We start from the raw sequence: 16,387 nt of genomic DNA on the forward strand, positions 1-16,387 counted from the left end.
GCGTGCGTAACGCGTGCATAGCGTGTGTATTGCGCTGAACGCGAGCCCACGCGTTCAGCGCATCACTTCAAAGATCCAGCACCAGCATCGGCGTGAGCGCGCGCGAACAGCACGGCAGCATCTGATCGTTCGCGGCGCGCTCCTCGTCCGTGAGATAGACGTCGCGGTGATCGGGCGTGCCGGACAACACGCGCGTGAGGCAGGTGCCGCACACGCCCTGCTCGCACGAGACGGGCACCTCGACGCCGCATCCCCGCAACGCCTCCACGATGGACGTGCCCACCGGTACGTCCACCACGCGCCCCGAGCTTGCAAGCGAGACCTGGAAGGGGCTCTCGTTGCCCGCAGAGCCCACGGCCGGCGGGTTTGTGGCCGCAGCGCCGAAATATTCCCGATGCACGTTGCCGCTCGCCCACCCCGCTTGCGCGGCCGCGGTCAGCGCGGCATCGATGAAACCCGCCGGCCCGCACACGTAGAGATGCTTGCCGCGCTCGGGACGCGCGAGCACCTGCGCGAAGTCGATACGCCTGCCGGCGGGATCGTTGTCGAAATAGCAGTGCGCACGATGCCGGAACGGCGGCGTCTCCAATTGATCGAGAAACGCGGCACGTTGCGGCTCGCGCGTGCAGTAATGCAGCTCGAACGAGCCGCCCGTTTCGTGCAGATGCGCCGCCATGCTCATGAGCGGCGTAATGCCGATGCCGCCCGCCAGCAGGATGCTGTGCGCAGCTTCAGCGGGGAGCGCAAAGTGATTGCGCGGTTCGCTGATGTCGAGCGTCGTGCCCGGCACGCAGGCATGCATCGCGACAGACCCGCCCCGCGAGGCCGCTTCGCGCAGCACGCCGATGCGGTACACGTTGCGCTCCGTTGGACTGTTGCACAGCGAATACTGGCGAACGAAGCCGCCCACATGGACGTCGATGTGCGCGCCGGCCGTGAACGGCGGCAGCGTCGTGCCCTCGGCGGGCGCGAGTTCGAAGAGGCAGATGTCCGTGGCGACGGCGAGTTTGCGGGTAAGCGTGACCTTCATAGGCGTTGTCCGGGGCAGGCAGGGGCTTGCCGCGCGAACGTATGAGCACATCTCGCGAGAAGAGGCGCATACGAACGCGCGGCGGCGAGTCGAATCGTGAGCGGGGAACTCAGCTGAACTCGTGCGAATTTCAGCGAGGTCTGACGAAGTCAGGCGGCCTGAGCGCTCGCGGCCCGCTCTTCGTTGATTAGCCGCTCAAGCACGCGTCGCGACTGCACGCCGCCCGCGTCGATGTTGAGCTTCAGCAGCGGGCGGTCCGGCCACGCCAGCAGATTGCGCTGCTGTGCTTCGAGCATCTCCAGGTCTTCCGCGAAAATCTTGCCCTGGCCCGTGCGCAAGCTGTCGGTGAGCGCGGCATCGTGCACGGCGAAGCTGCGCGCCATGCCCCAGAAGTACCAGATCGAGGTCTCCGTTTCCGGCGTGATGAAATCGACCACGATGCTCGATGCCTTGTCGCTCGCGTCCGCGTCGTAGCCGCCCTTGCCCGCGTGCGCAACGCCGACTTCGATCATCACGTGGCTGGGCGGCGTGAAGTGGCAGATCTGCCAGCGGTCGCACGGTACGTTGTCGGCCATCCCTTTGGCGCGCAATGCGGCGGCCCAGAACGGCGGCGGCAGGATGCCGTGCATGAAGCGGCTTGTGGTGACTGTGTCGCCGTTCACCTTCGTTGCGGGCGGCGCTTCCTCGATCTCGGGCTGCCCGATGCTCGTGGCGTGCACGTAGGTCTCGTGCGTGAGGTCCATGAGGTTGTCGATCATGAGCCGATAGTCGCACTTCACGTGATACAGCCCGCCGCCATAGGCCCAATCGGGATGCCCGGCCCATTCGAGGTGAGGGATGGCAGCCGGATCGGCCTTGTCCGCGTCGCCGGGCCAGACCCAGATGAAGCCGTATCGCTCGACAGCGGGGTAACGGCGCACCGCGGGAATGCCGCCTACGCGCTGGCACGGCATGCTCACGCACTTGCCTTCGGCGCCCATCGTGAGCCCGTGATAGCCGCAGACGAGCTGGCCGTTGCGCACCGTGCCGAGCGAAAGCGGCGCGCCGCGATGCGGACAGAAGTCTTCGAGCGCTGCGACACTGCCGCTCGCGTCACGAAAAAACACCATACGTTCCCCGCAAATCTGCCGGCCGAGCGGCTTGCCTTCGATTTCATCGGGCGTACAGGCTACGTACCACGTGTCTTTCAGGAACATTCGTCTCCTCCTGGCGTGTTCTTACGCCGTAAGCGTGGGCCGCTCGGGGCGAACCCACGAGTCACATCCGACAGGTGCGGTGCCTGCGTGTGCCGTCCAGGCGCCGCGATCACCGTTGCGCGATGCCGTTCCTTCAGGCACCGGCGCAAGCACGGTGCTGAGAGCGGGTGGCGTTAGCGTGCGTTGCGTCGAATCAGGTTGCCGCCCGTGAGCTTCGTCATCGCGCGCTGGTTGTCGAGCACGCGCTTCAGGTTTTCGTGAGCGATCTGCGAGTGCTCGCGCATCAGCGCTTCGGCGCGCGCGCCCTGGCGCTGCTCGATGGCCTCCAGTACCGCGCGATGCTGCGCCTGCGCCACCACGAGCGTTTCGCGCGCACGCGGATCGAGCGACTGCACGATCACGAACGCACTCGCGGATGCAAACGGCAGCGTGGCCACCTTCTCGATCTGCCGCGCAACCACTTCACTGCCCGCGGCTTTGCCGAGCAGGCGATGAAAGCGCATGTTGGCGTCTACGTAGTGCGAGAACGTAGTTTCGTTCAGCGCGCCGACCAGCAGCGTATCGATCTCGTCAACACAGTCATGCAGCTCGCGCAGCATTGCCGCGGGTACGCCGCGTTCGGCGGCGAGCCGCGCGGCGAGTCCTTCCAGCGTGCCGCGCAGTTCGATGGCGTCGCGAATCTCGGCTTCGGAAAACGCGCGCACCGCGAAGCCGCCCGTGGGAATCGGTTCGATCAGCCCTTCTTCCTGAAGGCGAATGAGCGCCGCGCGAACCGGCGTGCGCGACACGCCCAGCCGCTCCACCACCCACAGTTCGGAGATGCGCTCGCCCGGCGTGAGTTCGCCGCCCAGCACGAGTTCGCGCAGACCCAGCAGCGCGCGCACGGTCTGCGAGGGAGTGGCTGCCTTGGTGTCGAGAGCGGGGGCGTCGGTGATGGACATGTTCTGCGCGGTGAGAGGCGTGATTGGCAATGATTGTATACAGCGACGCCGATGAATCAACATGGAACCCGCGAAATTGCGGGTAAACGAGAGGAGGTGTGGCGACGTATTGTGATTCATGTATACAAAGATGCCGCCGACGCGCGTGCCGTGGCGGCGCCCGATCGCAACTGATTGCGCTCGACCGCGCGACCCGACGCCGCGATTACACCCATGCCGCTGCCGCGCACGCGTGAGGTAAGATGGCCCGCGATTTCCATCAGGCCTATCCATGAGTTCGACATCCGCCAAGCCGGCAAGCATGAAGAGCACCCACGGCACGAAAAGTACCAGGGGCACGAAGAACACCGCACGGTCCGCCGCTGAAAAGCCGAAGGCGCGCTCGCCGCAACGGCTCACTTACGTCATCGGCAATCTGGACCGGCTGTTGCGGCGCCAGATGACCGAAGCGCTCGCGCCGCTCGGCATCACGCTCGCGCAATACACAGCGCTTTCGGTGCTCGAAGCGCGGGGCGCGCTCTCCAACGCACAGCTCGCCGTGCGGTCGTTCATCACGCCGCAGTCGGCCAACGAGGTCATGAGCGCGATGGCGAGCCGCGGCTTCGTCACGCGCGAGGGCGATCCGAACCACGGGCGCGTGATTCTGCTCAGTCTCACCGACGCCGGCTCGGCCATGCTGCGCGAGTGCGAGCAGGTGTTGCGTCCGCTGGAGCGCCGCATGCTGGGCGATCTCAGCGCTGAAGACGTGGCGCAGATCCAGCGCACCATGGAAACGTTCGCGCGCAACCTGCGCGATTGATCCTTCGTCCACCGTCACTTCTCTTTTTGCCGCCTTTTTTCAGGGGTCTTTGCGGGTTAACACCGGCGCCGTTGCCCTTGAAATCTCAGGTAGCCTGTTATTAAATCATCCCGTCCCCTGCTGCATGAAGGCGTCGTCTGAAGCGTCAAGGCGGCCCTTCTGTCAGGCGGACTTTTTTTCGGTCGATTAATCAGGTTGCCTGATATTGTGGGGTGCGGCGGCAACACGCGCCGCCGCCCGCAACGACCGGCCGCTACCGGTTGTAACGAGAACGATATTCGCCCGTGTACCCAACAGCGCAGCACGCGGCCTTAGGAGACGAGATGAACACTTACGTTGCGCAGAGAAGCACGCCGGCCACCACGCTCGGCCTGTGCTTCGCCCTGGCCCTGCTCGAAGGATTGGACCTGCAGTCGGTGGGCGTGGCCGCTCCGCGCATGGCACACGAATTCGGCCTCACGGTTGCGCAGATGGGTCTCGCGTTCAGCGCCGGCACGTTCGGTCTGCTGCCCGGCGCAATGCTGGGCGGACGGTTTGCCGACCGCATTGGCCGCAAGCGCGTGCTCATTATTTCGGCGTGCCTGTTCGGGCTGCTTTCCATTGCCACTGCGCAGGTGTCGAGCTTTCCGATGCTCGTGATCGTGCGGGCGCTGACGGGCTTGGGTCTGGGCGGTGCGCTGCCGAACCTGATCGCGCTTTCGTCCGAAGCCGTGGAACCGCGGCTGCGCAGCAGCGCGGTGGCCACCATGTATTGCGGCATTCCGCTCGGGGGTGTGATTGCATCCGTGATCGGCGTGCTGCTGGCGGGCGATACGGAGTGGCGGCACATCTTCTACGTGGGCGGCGCCGGGCCGCTGCTGCTTGTGCCGTTGCTGATCGGTCTGCTGCCGGAGTCGCGCGCGTTCCTCGATGCATCGACGTCGGGCGTGGATCGCCCCGGCGTGGCCCACACGCTGTTCGGCGGCGAGCGCACGGTCCCCACGCTCGCGCTGTGGATCAGCTACTTCTGCACGCTCATCGTGCTGTACTTCCTGCTCAACTGGCTGCCCTCGCTGATGGCCGCGCGCGGCCTCGGCCGTCCGCAGATCGGCATCGTGCAGATCTTCTTCAACGTAGGCGGCGCGCTGGGCGCGCTCGGCATCGGCATGTCGCTCGACCGCATGCGGCCCACGCGTGTGGTGGGCGGAATGTATCTGGGCATCGTGCTTTCGCTGGCCGCGCTTGCCGCTGCGCCCGACCTCGCCATGCTTTCGGCCGCGGCGTTTGCGGCGGGCATGTTCATCGTGGGCGGGCAATCGGTGCTGTATGCGCTCGCCGCGATGTATTACCCGACGGTGATGCGCGGTACCGGCGTGGGCGCCGCGGTGGCGGTGGGCCGGCTCGGGTCGGTGGTCGGGCCGCTCGCGGCCGCTACGCTGCTCGCAGCGGGCAAGAGCGCCACGATGGTCATCGGCGCGAGCATTCCGGTCACGCTGGTGGCGGCCGCGGCGGCGCTGCTGCTCATTCGGCGCCCGCAGGCAAGCGATTGATACGTAGCCGCATTCGCGCTCGTCAGCAACGCTTTCGCACGTCGTTCCAGAGGCAACCAAAGAAGCAACCAGAGAAGCAACCTCGCACGCGCCACCAGAGCGCGACATCAATCAGGATTGGAGACACATCAACATGAAAAGACTCAACGGTCTGCTGGGCGCAGGGGCTTGCTGCGCGCTCGCTGCAACGTCGACGGTGCACGCGCAGTCCAGCGTCACGCTGTACGGCATCATCGATACGGGCGTCGAATTCGTGTCGCACGCGAACGCGGCCGGCGATCACGTGGTGCGCATGCCCGGCGTAACGGGCGAGATGCCGTCGCGCTGGGGACTGCGCGGCACTGAAGACCTGGGCGGCGGACTCCAGGCCCTCTTCACGCTGGAAAGCGGCTTCAACGTGCGCGGCGGCGACCTGGGCCAGGGCGGACGCCTGTTCGGCCGGCAAGCCTGGGTGGGCCTGCGCAACAGCTACGGCACGCTCGCGTTCGGTCGCCAGTACATGATGACCTACCTCGCGCTGCAAGGCGCCGACATCATCGGCCCCGACATCTACGGTCTCGGCTCGTTCGATGCCTACGTGCCGAACGGACGCGCGGACAACGCCGTCACCTACATCGGCTCGTACAAGGGCGTGACGCTCGGCGCCGGTTATTCGTTCGGCCGCGACGGCGCCGGCACGGGCAATTCGCCGGGGCAGGGCACGTGCGCAGGCCAGGTGCCGGGCCAGGCGGTGCAGTGCCGCGACTGGTCCGTGATGCTCAAGTACGACGGCGCGTGGTTTGGCGCCGCGGCGTCCTATGAGGAACAGCGCGGCGGCACGGGCGCGGCGGCGAACTTCTTCGACGGCGTGGCGCCCGTGGCCTTCACGAGCAGTGCGGACAAGGACGCCCGCGTGCACGTGAGCGCCTACGCGAACGTGGCGGGCGCACGCATCGGCGCGGGCTGGGTCGGCCGGCGCGTGAGCACCGATTCGGCCGCGGCGCCCGGCGCGCATTCCAACCTGTTCTTCCTCGGCGCCTCGTATGCCGTCACGCCGTTCCTGACCGTGGACGGCGAAGGCTATCGCATCGTCAACGCCGCACACGACACGCGCGCCACGATGGCCACGCTGCGCACCACGTATTCGTTCTCGAAGCGCACCGCGGTCTACGCGCAGACCTCGTATCTGTGGAACAGCGCGAAGGCGAAGTACGCGGTGAGCGGCGGCGGTGCCGGCACGACGCCGGGCGCGGGCATGGGGCAACTCGGCGCCATGGTGGGCGTGAAGCATTTGTTCTGACGAGGACGGCTACGCCGATTTTTATGGAGATTTCGCGTGCCGCTCTAGAGTGGCGCGCGAATCGACTGCCGCGAATTTAATCGAGCATTAAATCAGACGAAAGTCCGTTCTAGCCGGACGGCTTGCGTCTAATCATTTCAGTTTCACGCGCAAACGATTGCGCCAGATTTTTCCCTAAACGGTACAGAAAGTTTGTCGATAACACGGGATATGCGAAGCGGATATTTGCCGCCGTTCGCTGTTCAGGTATGACGTTACGACAAAGGGAAATTCGATGAACTGGAATCGCATGACCGTACGGATGAAGCTTGCCACCGCCTTCAGCGTGCTAGTAGGACTGGTCTTGCTCGTGTCTGCCTTTTCGCTCAATGCGTTGAGCGATGCGAACGACAATTTCGCGCAATACGTGCATGGCGTGAATGCACGGGCGCTGGCGGCGGCGCAGGTACGGCAGGCCGTGGACCGCCGCGCCATCGCGGCGCGCAATCTCGCGCTCGTCACGGCGCCCGCGGATATCGAGGCGGAGAAGGCCGCTGAAGCGCAGGCGCAACAGGACGTGCAGAGCCAGTTGAAAGTGCTGAATGACCTGATCGCTTCGAGCGATGCGACCGGGAAGGCCAAAAGCCTCGCCGCCGAAATCAGTCGTGTGGAGAGCCAGTACGGCCCGGTTGCGGTCGATATCGTCAATCTCGCGTTGAACGGCAAGCATGACGAAGCGGTCGTCGCGCTGAACGAGCGTTGCCGTCCGTTGCTCGCGCAACTCGTGAAGGCCACGGACGCTTTCGCCGAATACACGCAGTCGCGCGCGGAGCAGCGCATCACGGAAGCCGAGAGTCAGTACCGGCGGCAATGCACGCTGCTGATCGGCGTTTGTCTGCTGACGCTCGCGGTTGCGGTGGGCGCCGGGCTGCTCATTACGCGCAGCCTCATGCGTGCGTTGGGCGCGGAGCCCGGCCGGTTGAGCGACGTGACGCGCCGCGTCGCGGCCGGTGACCTGAGCCCCGTGAGCGGCGCAGCTTCGGCGCCGCGCGGCAGCGTGCTCGCATCGATGGGCGACATGCAGGGAAGCCTCACGAAGCTGATCGGCGAAGTGCGCATGGCCGCGGACAGCATTGCCACGGGCGCGAGCCAGATCGCCTCGGGCAATCAGGACCTCTCGTCGCGCACGGAGCAACAGGCTTCGTCGCTGCAGGAAACGGCGGCGAGCATGGAGCAGCTCACGTCCACGGTGAAGCAGAACGCCGAGAACGCGCAGCAGGCGAGCGCGTTGTCCACCAACGCGTCGGGCGTGGCGCAGAAGGGCAGCGAGGTGGTGGGGCAAGTGGTGGGAACGATGGCCGACATCAGCGCGAGTTCGTCGAAGGTGGCGGAGATTACCGGCATCATCGAAGGCATCGCGTTCCAGACCAACATTCTCGCGTTGAACGCCGCGGTGGAAGCCGCGCGTGCCGGCGAGCAGGGCCGCGGCTTCGCGGTCGTGGCGAGCGAAGTGCGCAGCCTCGCGCAGCGTTCGTCGAGCGCGGCGAAGGAAATCAAGGATCTCATCGGCGCCTCGGTGCAGAAGGTGCAGGAGGGCGCGGCGCTGGCGGGCCAGGCCGGCGAGACGATGGCCGAAGTCACGCAGGCCGTGGCGCGCGTGAACGACATCATGGGCGAGATTGCCGCGGCTTCGGGCGAACAGAGCCGCGGCATCGACCAGGTGAGTCAGGCCATTTCGCAGATGGACCAGGTCACGCAGCAGAACGCCGCGCTCGTGGAAGAGGCGGCTGCGGCTTCGCAGTCGCTGGAAAACCAGGGCGCGCAGTTGACGCGTGCGGTGTCGTTCTTCCGCGTGGGCGTTGCCGCATAAGGTCAGGTCCGCGCGCTGCGCGTTTCGTACCGCACTTGTATGATGCGTTCGCGACGCGGCGGCGCCATGCCGCCGCGTCACGCTCTCGCAGGCACCGCGCACGGCGCGCGTTCGTGCGGCCCGCGCGAGAGACCGACCCGGCGGCGCAAGCGGACATGATCAGACTCGAAGACCTTCTTATCTTTCTCACGGCTGCGGACAACGGCAGCCTTTCGGCCGCGGCGCGCCAGCTCGACCTCGCGCCCGCCGTGGCGAGCGCGGGGCTCAAGCGCCTCGAAGCGGAACTCGGCACGCGATTGCTGGCGCGCTCCACGCGCAGCCTGCGCCTTACGCCCGATGGCGAGCGCTACATCGAGTACGCGCGCAACGTCATCGAACAGGTGGAGGCGGGCCGCAACGCGGTGGCGCATGGGCGCAAGATGATCGGCGGCTCGGTCTCGCTTTCGGTGCCTTCGGACCTCGGCCGCCATGTGCTTGCCGGCTGGCTGGACGCGTTTCAGGCGCAGCACCCGGCTGTGTCGCTGCAGGTTCGCATCGGCGACCGCGTGGCCGACATGTTCCGCGCCCCCATCGACCTCGCGATCCGCTACGGCGTGCCCGAAGACTCCACGCTCGTCGCGCTGCCGCTTGCGCCCGAGAACCGGCGCGTGCTGTGCGCCTCGCCGGACTATTTCGCGCGCCACGGGCGTCCCGCCACGCCCGCGGACCTGGCGCGGCACAACTGCCTGCGTTTCACGCTGAGCGAACGCCTGCACGACCGCTGGACCTTCTTCCGGAACGGCGAGCCCACTGTCGTCACGGTGAACGGCAACCGCAGTTCGGACGACGGCGAACTCGTGCGCCGCTGGGCGCTGGCGGGCCTGGGCGTGGCCTACAAATCGCGGCTCGACGTGCTGAAAGACCTCGAATCCGGCGCGCTGGAAGCGGCGTTGCCCGCGTTCGACGGCGAGAGCGCGCCGCTTCATCTGGTGTGCGCGCATCGCACGATGCTTTCGCCCACCGTCAACGCGCTGCGCGACTTTCTGCTGGAGCGCATTGCCTCGTACGCCGGCTGACCGCCAGCGGTGCAGAAGCTGACCGCCACGCCACTTTCAACGTTTCTTTGAAACTGATATCGCCGTTGCCCACTGGGTGAAGCGCGTGCCGTGACCCATGATCGAGCCTCAAACGAGGGGTTCGCCCGGCAGGAGCAGGCATGGTCATCGCGATTGCGCGTTTTCAGTTGAGAGCAGACAGCGCCGTGTCGTTCGAAACGGCATGGCGCGAGGCGAGCGGGTTTCTCGTGCGCAAGCGCGGTTATCTCGGCCACCGCTTCGGCCCGCAATGCGAAGACCGCAGCTGCTATGTGCTCGAAATCGAGTGGGACAGCATCGACGCCCACAGCGCCTTTTTGCTGCATGCCGATTTCCGTCCGTTCCTGCACATGCTCTGGCCGCACTTCGCGGCGGACCCGGAGCTGTTCCATTTCGAACCGCTTGTACCGCGGGAGCCGCTGGCTGCCCCGCACGCATGAGCGCGGCGTGCCGCGCCTCGCCTTTCTTTTCTGACGGAGTGCAACGATGAAAGCGATGGGTTATTACCGCAGCCTGCCGATCAGCGATCCCGAATCGCTCGTCGATCTCGATTTGCCCGACCCGCAGCCGGGCGCGCACGATCTGCTGGTGGAAGTGCGCGCCGTATCGGTGAATCCCGTCGACGTGAAGGTGCGCGCGGGCAAGGCGCCGGAGGCGGGTCAACCCAAGGTGCTGGGCTGGGACGCAAGCGGCGTGGTGCGCGCGGTGGGTGCCGGCGTGACGCTCTTCAAGCCGGGCGAGCGCGTCTGGTACGCGGGTTCGCTGCTGCGGCCCGGCACGAACAGCGAACTGCATCTCGTGGACGAACGGCTGGTGGGCCGCATGCCCGAGAAGCTGAACTTCGCCGAAGCGGCCGCGCTGCCGCTCACGTCGCTCACCGCATGGGAGCTTCTGTTCGATCGCCTGGGCGCGGCCGAGGGGACGACCAACGCCGCGGCCAAAGCAGCAGGCTCGCAACCGCAGACGCTGCTCGTGATCGGCGCGGCCGGCGGCGTGGGCTCCATTCTCGTGCAGCTTGCACGCCAGCTCACGGGACTCACGGTGATCGGCACCGCGTCGCGGCCCGAAACGGTGCAGTGGGTGAAGGACCTGGGCGCGCATCACGTGATCGACCATACGAAGCCGCTTGCGGAGGAACTCAGGCGCATCGGCTTTGCGGGCGTGGATCTGATTGCGAGCCTCAACCAGACCGACCGTCATTTCGACCAGATCGTCGAGGCCATTCTTCCGCAGGGTCGCGTGGGCCTGATCGACGACCCCGAGCTGTTCGACTTCCGCAAGCTCAAGGCGAAGAGCGTGTCGCTGCACTGGGAGCTGATGTACACGCGCTCCATGTTCTCCACGCACGACCAGATTCGTCAGCACGAGATTCTGAATCGCGTGGCGTCGCTGATCGATGCAGGCGTGCTGCGCACCACGCTCAACGAAACGCTCGGCACCATCAACGCCGCGAACCTGCGCCGCGCGCATGCGCTGATCGAGACGAACCGCGCGCGCGGCAAGATCGTGCTCGAAGGGTTTTAGGCCTTCTTTTTCCGTTTTTTCCGCAGCTTTTACTTCAAGCCTCATAGCAAGGAACAACACATGAACATCGCCCATTACGCCCGGACGCGTCACTCCACGAAAGCCTTCGACGCCGCGCGCAAGATTCCCGACGAGACCATCGCACAGCTGCGCGAACTACTGCGCTTCAGCCCGTCGTCGGTGAACTCGCAGCCGTGGCACTTCGTGATGGCTTCCACAGAGGCCGGCAAGGCGCGCATCGCCAGGGCCGCGCAGGGCGGCTACTCGTACAACGAGGCGAAGATTCTCAACGCGTCGCATGTCGTCGTGCTCTGCGCGCGCACTGAAATGAGCGGCGCGCATCTGGAAGCCGTGCTCGGCCAGGAGGAGCGCGATGGCCGCTTCGTCGCGCCGGAGGCGCGTGCGGGGCAGCAGAAGACGCGTCAGTCGTACGTGGACCTGCACCGCTACCAGTTGAAAGACGCGCAGCACTGGATGGAAAAGCAGGTCTATCTCGCGCTCGGCACGCTGCTCCTGGGCGCCGCCACGCTCGAAGTGAACGCATGCCCGATGGAAGGCTTCGACGCCCAGGTGCTCGATCAGGAACTGGGCCTGCGCGACAAGGGCTTCACGAGCGTGGTGGTGGTGGGCCTGGGTTACAGCGCCGAAGCGGACTTCAATCGCAAGCTGCCGAAGTCGCGCATGGCGGCCGAAGCCGTGTTTACCGATCTGTGATGGCGGGTTGAAGCCGCGTTGAAGCCTGCGGCCAGCGAGCGCATGGCGAAAAGCCACGCGCTCGCCTCATGCGCTCACTTCACGCGGCGCACATGGCAGCCCTCACCACACCACGCGCGTATTCGGCAGCGCTGCCTTCAGCGCATCCACGTTGGTCGCCTTCGTGCCGTACAGCACGAGTTCGCGCAGGTTCGTCAAACCCTTGAGCGCATCCACGTCCTGCACCGGCGTGTTGGCAAGATAAAGCTCCTGCAGGCCGTGCAGATTCTTCAGCGCCTCCACGTTGCTGACCTCTGTGCGAAAGAGGTTGAGATCCTGCAGGGCCGTGAGCCCTTTCAGCGCGTCGATGTTCTCCACTTCGGTGTCGGACAGATTGAGCCGTTGCAGACTCGTGAGCCCCGCGAGCGCATCGATCTTCGTGACCGGCGTGCGCGCCAGCACGAGCGTGTCGAGTTGCGTGAGTCCGTGCAGGGCGTCGATGTCGTCCACCTTCGAGCCGTCCAGCACCAGCGTTTTCAGCGCGGGCATGCCGCTCACCGCGTCGATGTCGCGCACGGGCGTATTCGCGAGATAAAGCGCCTGGAGGTCGTGCAGCTTCCTGAGCGCACGAATGCTTTCCACCTGCGTTTCGTTGAGGTCGAGCGTCTTCAGCGCCGTGAGGCCGGCGAGCGGTTCGATGTTGCGGACGTTGCGGGCGCCGCCCAGCTTGAGCGTATCGAGTTGGGAGAGGCTCGCGAGCGCGTCGAGGTCGCGCACCTGCGTGTCGCGCAGATCGAGTTGCCGCAGGTCGGTCAGGTCTTTGAGCGCGCCGAGGTTCGCGACGCGCGTGTCCCAGAGGTTCAGCGATTGCAGGCCGGTCAGCGTCTTCAGTGCATCGATGTTCTCGACGTTCGTGCGATGGAGCACGAGCCGCTTGAGCGAATGCATGTCCTTGAGCGGGGCGAGGTTCCAGACGGCGGTGCCGGAGAGGTCGAGCGCTTCGAGGTTCCGTATCGTCGTGAGCCCGTCCACGCTGTCGAGCCCGGTATTCGCCAGGTTCAGTTCGAGCTTGCGGTCGATCTTCGCAAGCTGCGGCAGTGCGGCGGCCACCTGAGCCGCCGAGAGGCCCGGCTTCGCGCGCAACGAGAGGCATTCGGAATCGGGTGAACTGGCCGGGCCGCCGTTCTCGCTGCACCCGCCCGTGAAGAATCCCAGCTCGTTCAACGCGTGCAGGTCGGCCGTGCCGTGCCAGGGCCGCCAGAGCGCGAGCAGCACGACGACCAGCAGCGCGATGCCGCCGCCGATGGCCCAGCGCCGCGCGCGGCGCGGCGCATCGGTGCCCGCGCCTTCTTCGGTGGGTGGGGTGTTAGAGGGTGGGGTGGTCGCCACGGCAGTCTCCGCGTGTTCAGGGTTGCCCCTTTATACACGAAGCGCGATGGCCTCCGGCGAACCGCCCCGCAACACCTTAAAGCGCCATGCCGCCCGATACTTCGATGCGCTGTGCGTTCACCCAGCGCTGGTCTTCCGAGAGCAGCGACGCGATGGCAAGGCCGATGTCGTCGGGCAAACCCGGGCGGCCCAGCGCCGTCATGTCGGAGACCATCTTGTTGACCTCGGGGTTGTCGCGCACCATGCCGCCGCTGAAGTCCGTGGCGACCGCGCCCGGCGCGACCACGTTCACGGCGATGCGACGCGGGCCGAGTTCCTTGGCGAGATAACGCGTGAGCACTTCGACCGCGCCTTTCATCGACGCATACGACGCGCTGCCCGGGTAGGTGGCGCGCGTAAGCCCGGACGAGATATTCACGATGCGCCCGCCGTCGTTGATGAGCGGCAGCAGCTTCTGCGTGAGAAAGAACACACCCTTGAAATGGACCCGGTAGAGGCTATCCAGCGCTTCTTCGGTTACTTCGGCGAAGGCCGCGTGGTGCGACGTGCCCGCGTTGTTGACGAGGTAGTCGAAGCGCTGCGCGCCAAGCTGGTCGAGCGCGGCGCGCACCTGACCGACGAACGCGTCGAAGCTCGTGACGTCGCCCGTATCGAGCGGCAGCGCGATGGCCCGTTGGCCCGCCTCGGCCGCGAGCGCGACGACCTTCTCCGCTTCGGCCCGATTGGCGCGGTACGTGAAGATGGATGGCACGCCGCGGCGGGCGAGCTGAAGCACGGTGCTGCGCCCGATGCCGCGGCTGCCTCCCGTGACGATGGCGATTTTCGTGGCGCCGGGATTCGATTGTCCTGCTGACATGCTGACTCCTCGTCTGGCTGGAAAGGCGCCAGCATAGGACGCAGCGGCCGTGAACCGAATGCCAGAACTCGCCGCGTTCTTGCCTGATCCTGCTCGAAGGGCGCGCGACGCCAGCGGGCCCGTCCGCTCCGCTGTAACATGCCTCCCAATGCCTGCCGGAAGGCTCCATCCGAGGTTTCACCCATGTCCCAAACCCTCGCCGCACTTCTCAAGCGCCAGACCGACGCTCAAGGGCCGGGTAAGGCCAGCCCGTTCGCCACGGCCGTGGATGGCCTGATCCTGCTTCGTTCGGACCACGAGCGGCACCCCTCGCACCATATCGTCCAGCCGGCGCTTTGCGTCGTTGCGCAAGGCGCCAAGCGCACCACGTTCGGCGGCCGGCACTACGAATACGGCGCGGGACAGGCGCTCGTCGTGAGCGTCGAGATGCCGGCGTTGAGCCGCGTGGTGAAGGCGAGCCCCTCCGAGCCCTATCTGGGCCTGGCGATCGAATTCGATCCGGCCGTCATGCGCGACGTGCTGGCCTGCCTCGACACTCCGCGGGCGCCCGCCATGTCGCATGGCAACGTGGGCCACGGCGTGTTCGTCACCGACTTTGAGGGCCCGCTTGCCGATTGCGTGCTGCGTCTCGTGCGCCTGCTCGACACGCCGAAGGCGATTCCCGTCATCGCGCCGCTCATCATGCGCGAGATCTGCTACTGGCTGCTGGTGGGGCCGCACGGCAACGAAGTGGCCAAGGTCGTGCTCGCCAACAGCCATGCAGAGAGGGTGGTGAACGCGATCCACGTGCTGCGCGACCAGTTCTCGGAAACGCTGCGCATCGAAGAGCTGGCGGCCATAGCGCAGATGAGCCCGTCGGCGTTTCATCGGCAGTTCAAAGCGCTGACGTCCATGACGCCGCTGCAATACCAGAAGCAGCTGCGTCTGCTAGAAGCCCGTCATCTGATGGCGAACGGTGCCATCCACGCGGAAGCGGCCGCGTATCGCGTGGGCTACGAAAGCCCCTCGCAGTTCAGCCGCGAATATTCGCGCATGTTCGGCGCGCCGCCCCGGCGCGACGCCGCCACGCTCAAGACGGCCTGAGCCTGTGCATGGCGTGAGCCGCGTTTCGCCCGCTCACTTCAGAAAACCGCGGAACTGCCGCAGCGCCAGCGCGAACATGGCGAGCCCGATGCCCGCGAGCGCGAGAAACTGAGGCCACACGGCACTGAAGCCCGCGCCGCGAAAGAGTATCGACTGCGCGAGGATCACGAAGTGCGTGTTAGGTGCCGCAAGCATGATGGTCTGAATGATCTCCGGCATGCTTTCGCGCGGCGTGACGCTGCCCGAGAGCACCTGAAGCGGCACGAGAATCAGGATCACGAGCAACGCGAACTGCGGCATGGATTCGACCGCGGTGGCAAGCGCGATGCCCATGGCCGTGGTGGCGAACAGGTCGAGCGCGGCGCCCGCCATGAAGAGCCAGCGCGATCCTTCGATGGGCACGCTGAGTATCCCCTCCACGACGAACAGCATCGACAGGCTCGACACCACGAGCACCACCAGCCCCATCGCGGCGATCTTGCTCAACATGATTTCCACGGGGGTAACGGGCATGACGAGCAGATGCTCGATGGTGCCGTGCTCGCGCTCGCGAATGAGCGCGGCGCCCGTGAGAATGACGGCGAGCATGGTGATGGCATCGATGATGCTCGTCACTGACCCGAACCACAGGTGCGTGAGGTTCGGATTGAACCGCACGCGCACGTTCAGATCGACGGGCTGCGGCGCCGCGGACCGATACCGCTGCATGAACTCCGCAATCTCGCCGTGAACGATGTTCTGCACATAGCCGCTGCCACTGAACGCCTGCGTCATGCGCGTGGCGTCCACGTTGAGCTGGATGGTGGGTGAGCGGCCTGCCAGCAGGTCGCGCTGGAAGTTGGGCGGAATGTCCAGCGCGAAGGTGTCGGCGCCGATGTCCATGCGGCGGTCCATCTCCGGCGGCGTGATCATCGAGGGCGGCGTGAAGTAGGGCGGGTAGAACGCGCCGCCGATGCGCTCCGAAAGCGGCGACTGGTCTTCGTCCACGATGCCGATGGCCGCGTTGTTCAGCACGTCGGGAATCGCGGTGGCCTCCGCATAGACCGAGAGCGTGAACGAGTAGATGATCAGCACGACCAGCACGGGGTCGCGTGCGAGGCCGCGCAGTTCCTTGATGCCGAGTTGCAGGATGTTGGCGAGGCGCAT

The 16,387-nt window shown here is 66.1% G+C and carries 15 protein-coding genes; 9 read left to right on the forward strand and 6 right to left on the reverse strand.

The window, feature by feature from the left end; genetic code table 11:
- Nucleotides 1-67 precede the first annotated feature (67 nt).
- From U0042_RS05480 to U0042_RS05490, 3 genes are all read right to left on the reverse strand, one after another.
- On the reverse strand, nucleotides 68-1,030 hold the full coding sequence (locus U0042_RS05480) for a PDR/VanB family oxidoreductase (protein ID WP_114814459.1): 963 nt from the start codon (nucleotides 1,028-1,030) through the stop codon (nucleotides 68-70).
- Between the two features lie 149 nt (nucleotides 1,031-1,179).
- Nucleotides 1,180-2,226, reverse strand: coding sequence for an aromatic ring-hydroxylating oxygenase subunit alpha (locus U0042_RS05485; protein WP_114814460.1), 1,047 nt, complete (start codon nucleotides 2,224-2,226; stop codon nucleotides 1,180-1,182).
- Between the two features lie 173 nt (nucleotides 2,227-2,399).
- Nucleotides 2,400-3,167 carry a GntR family transcriptional regulator gene (locus U0042_RS05490; protein WP_114814461.1) on the reverse strand — a complete coding sequence of 256 codons (768 nt, stop codon included), beginning with the start codon at nucleotides 3,165-3,167 and terminating at the stop codon, nucleotides 2,400-2,402.
- 271 nt (nucleotides 3,168-3,438) lie between these two features.
- Here U0042_RS05490 and U0042_RS05495 point away from each other — a divergent pair, with 271 nt between their 5' ends.
- The 8 genes from U0042_RS05495 to nfsB all read left to right on the forward strand — a co-directional run bounded on the left by U0042_RS05495 (nucleotide 3,439) and on the right by nfsB (nucleotide 11,934).
- Entirely contained in the window at nucleotides 3,439-3,966 is a 528-nt protein-coding gene (locus tag U0042_RS05495) for a MarR family winged helix-turn-helix transcriptional regulator (protein ID WP_419150493.1), read from the forward strand.
- 323 nt (nucleotides 3,967-4,289) lie between these two features.
- On the forward strand, nucleotides 4,290-5,495 hold the full coding sequence (gene mhpT / locus U0042_RS05500; RefSeq protein ID WP_114814463.1) for a 3-(3-hydroxy-phenyl)propionate transporter MhpT: 1,206 nt from the start codon (nucleotides 4,290-4,292) through the stop codon (nucleotides 5,493-5,495).
- Between the two features lie 133 nt (nucleotides 5,496-5,628).
- Complete coding sequence (locus U0042_RS05505; RefSeq protein WP_114814464.1) at nucleotides 5,629-6,774, forward strand: porin; 1,146 nt, start codon at nucleotides 5,629-5,631, stop codon at nucleotides 6,772-6,774.
- Nucleotides 6,775-7,048: 274 nt separating this feature from the next.
- Entirely contained in the window at nucleotides 7,049-8,623 is a 1,575-nt protein-coding gene (locus tag U0042_RS05510) for a methyl-accepting chemotaxis protein (protein ID WP_232833554.1), read from the forward strand.
- 155 nt (nucleotides 8,624-8,778) lie between these two features.
- Nucleotides 8,779-9,678, forward strand: a complete 900-nt coding sequence (locus U0042_RS05515; protein WP_114814506.1) for a LysR family transcriptional regulator — start codon at nucleotides 8,779-8,781, stop codon at nucleotides 9,676-9,678.
- Nucleotides 9,679-9,818: 140 nt separating this feature from the next.
- Nucleotides 9,819-10,136: an antibiotic biosynthesis monooxygenase family protein gene (locus U0042_RS05520; RefSeq protein ID WP_114814466.1), complete on the forward strand. Its 318-nt coding sequence runs from the start codon at nucleotides 9,819-9,821 to the stop codon at nucleotides 10,134-10,136.
- 46 nt (nucleotides 10,137-10,182) lie between these two features.
- Nucleotides 10,183-11,220: a zinc-binding alcohol dehydrogenase family protein gene (locus U0042_RS05525; protein ID WP_114814467.1), complete on the forward strand. Its 1,038-nt coding sequence runs from the start codon at nucleotides 10,183-10,185 to the stop codon at nucleotides 11,218-11,220.
- Between the two features lie 60 nt (nucleotides 11,221-11,280).
- The gene (gene nfsB / locus U0042_RS05530) at nucleotides 11,281-11,934 is read left to right on the forward strand and encodes an oxygen-insensitive NAD(P)H nitroreductase (RefSeq protein ID WP_114814468.1); all 654 of its coding nucleotides are present in this window, start codon (nucleotides 11,281-11,283) and stop codon (nucleotides 11,932-11,934) included.
- Nucleotides 11,935-12,036: 102 nt separating this feature from the next.
- Here the strand turns inward: nfsB and U0042_RS05535 are convergent, their stop codons facing one another.
- Both U0042_RS05535 and U0042_RS05540 read right to left on the reverse strand, forming a co-directional pair.
- Nucleotides 12,037-13,302, reverse strand: a complete 1,266-nt coding sequence (locus tag U0042_RS05535) for a leucine-rich repeat domain-containing protein (RefSeq protein ID WP_114814469.1) — start codon at nucleotides 13,300-13,302, stop codon at nucleotides 12,037-12,039.
- Nucleotides 13,303-13,378: 76 nt separating this feature from the next.
- Complete coding sequence (locus tag U0042_RS05540) at nucleotides 13,379-14,158, reverse strand: SDR family NAD(P)-dependent oxidoreductase (protein WP_114814470.1); 780 nt, start codon at nucleotides 14,156-14,158, stop codon at nucleotides 13,379-13,381.
- Between the two features lie 183 nt (nucleotides 14,159-14,341).
- On the opposite strand from U0042_RS05540, the gene U0042_RS05545 reads away from it, so the two are divergent.
- A complete protein-coding gene (locus tag U0042_RS05545) occupies nucleotides 14,342-15,241 on the forward strand; it encodes an AraC family transcriptional regulator (protein ID WP_114814471.1) in 900 nt (299 codons plus the stop codon).
- 33 nt (nucleotides 15,242-15,274) lie between these two features.
- Here the strand turns inward: U0042_RS05545 and U0042_RS05550 are convergent, their stop codons facing one another.
- Nucleotides 15,275-16,387, reverse strand: a complete 1,113-nt coding sequence (locus U0042_RS05550) for an ABC transporter permease (RefSeq protein WP_114814472.1) — start codon at nucleotides 16,385-16,387, stop codon at nucleotides 15,275-15,277.

The organism is Paraburkholderia kururiensis, from assembly GCF_034424375.1.
Taxonomy (GTDB): domain Bacteria; phylum Pseudomonadota; class Gammaproteobacteria; order Burkholderiales; family Burkholderiaceae; genus Paraburkholderia; species Paraburkholderia kururiensis_A.

Coding starts and splice junctions, on each gene's coding strand:
- nfsB (WP_114814468.1), top strand. CDS start 11,281: ATGAACATCGCCCATTACGCCCGGACGCGTCACTCCACGAAAGCCTTC.
- U0042_RS05505 (WP_114814464.1), top strand. CDS start 5,629: ATGAAAAGACTCAACGGTCTGCTGGGCGCAGGGGCTTGCTGCGCGCTC.
- U0042_RS05485 (WP_114814460.1), bottom strand. CDS start 2,226: ATGTTCCTGAAAGACACGTGGTACGTAGCCTGTACGCCCGATGAAATC.
- mhpT (WP_114814463.1), top strand. CDS start 4,290: ATGAACACTTACGTTGCGCAGAGAAGCACGCCGGCCACCACGCTCGGC.
- U0042_RS05510 (WP_232833554.1), top strand. CDS start 7,049: ATGAACTGGAATCGCATGACCGTACGGATGAAGCTTGCCACCGCCTTC.
- U0042_RS05495 (WP_419150493.1), top strand. CDS start 3,439: ATGAGTTCGACATCCGCCAAGCCGGCAAGCATGAAGAGCACCCACGGC.
- U0042_RS05490 (WP_114814461.1), bottom strand. CDS start 3,167: ATGTCCATCACCGACGCCCCCGCTCTCGACACCAAGGCAGCCACTCCC.
- U0042_RS05520 (WP_114814466.1), top strand. CDS start 9,819: ATGGTCATCGCGATTGCGCGTTTTCAGTTGAGAGCAGACAGCGCCGTG.
- U0042_RS05540 (WP_114814470.1), bottom strand. CDS start 14,158: ATGTCAGCAGGACAATCGAATCCCGGCGCCACGAAAATCGCCATCGTC.
- U0042_RS05550 (WP_114814472.1), bottom strand. CDS start 16,387: ATGCGCCTCGCCAACATCCTGCAACTCGGCATCAAGGAACTGCGCGGC.
- U0042_RS05545 (WP_114814471.1), top strand. CDS start 14,342: ATGTCCCAAACCCTCGCCGCACTTCTCAAGCGCCAGACCGACGCTCAA.
- U0042_RS05515 (WP_114814506.1), top strand. CDS start 8,779: ATGATCAGACTCGAAGACCTTCTTATCTTTCTCACGGCTGCGGACAAC.
- U0042_RS05525 (WP_114814467.1), top strand. CDS start 10,183: ATGAAAGCGATGGGTTATTACCGCAGCCTGCCGATCAGCGATCCCGAA.
- U0042_RS05480 (WP_114814459.1), bottom strand. CDS start 1,030: ATGAAGGTCACGCTTACCCGCAAACTCGCCGTCGCCACGGACATCTGC.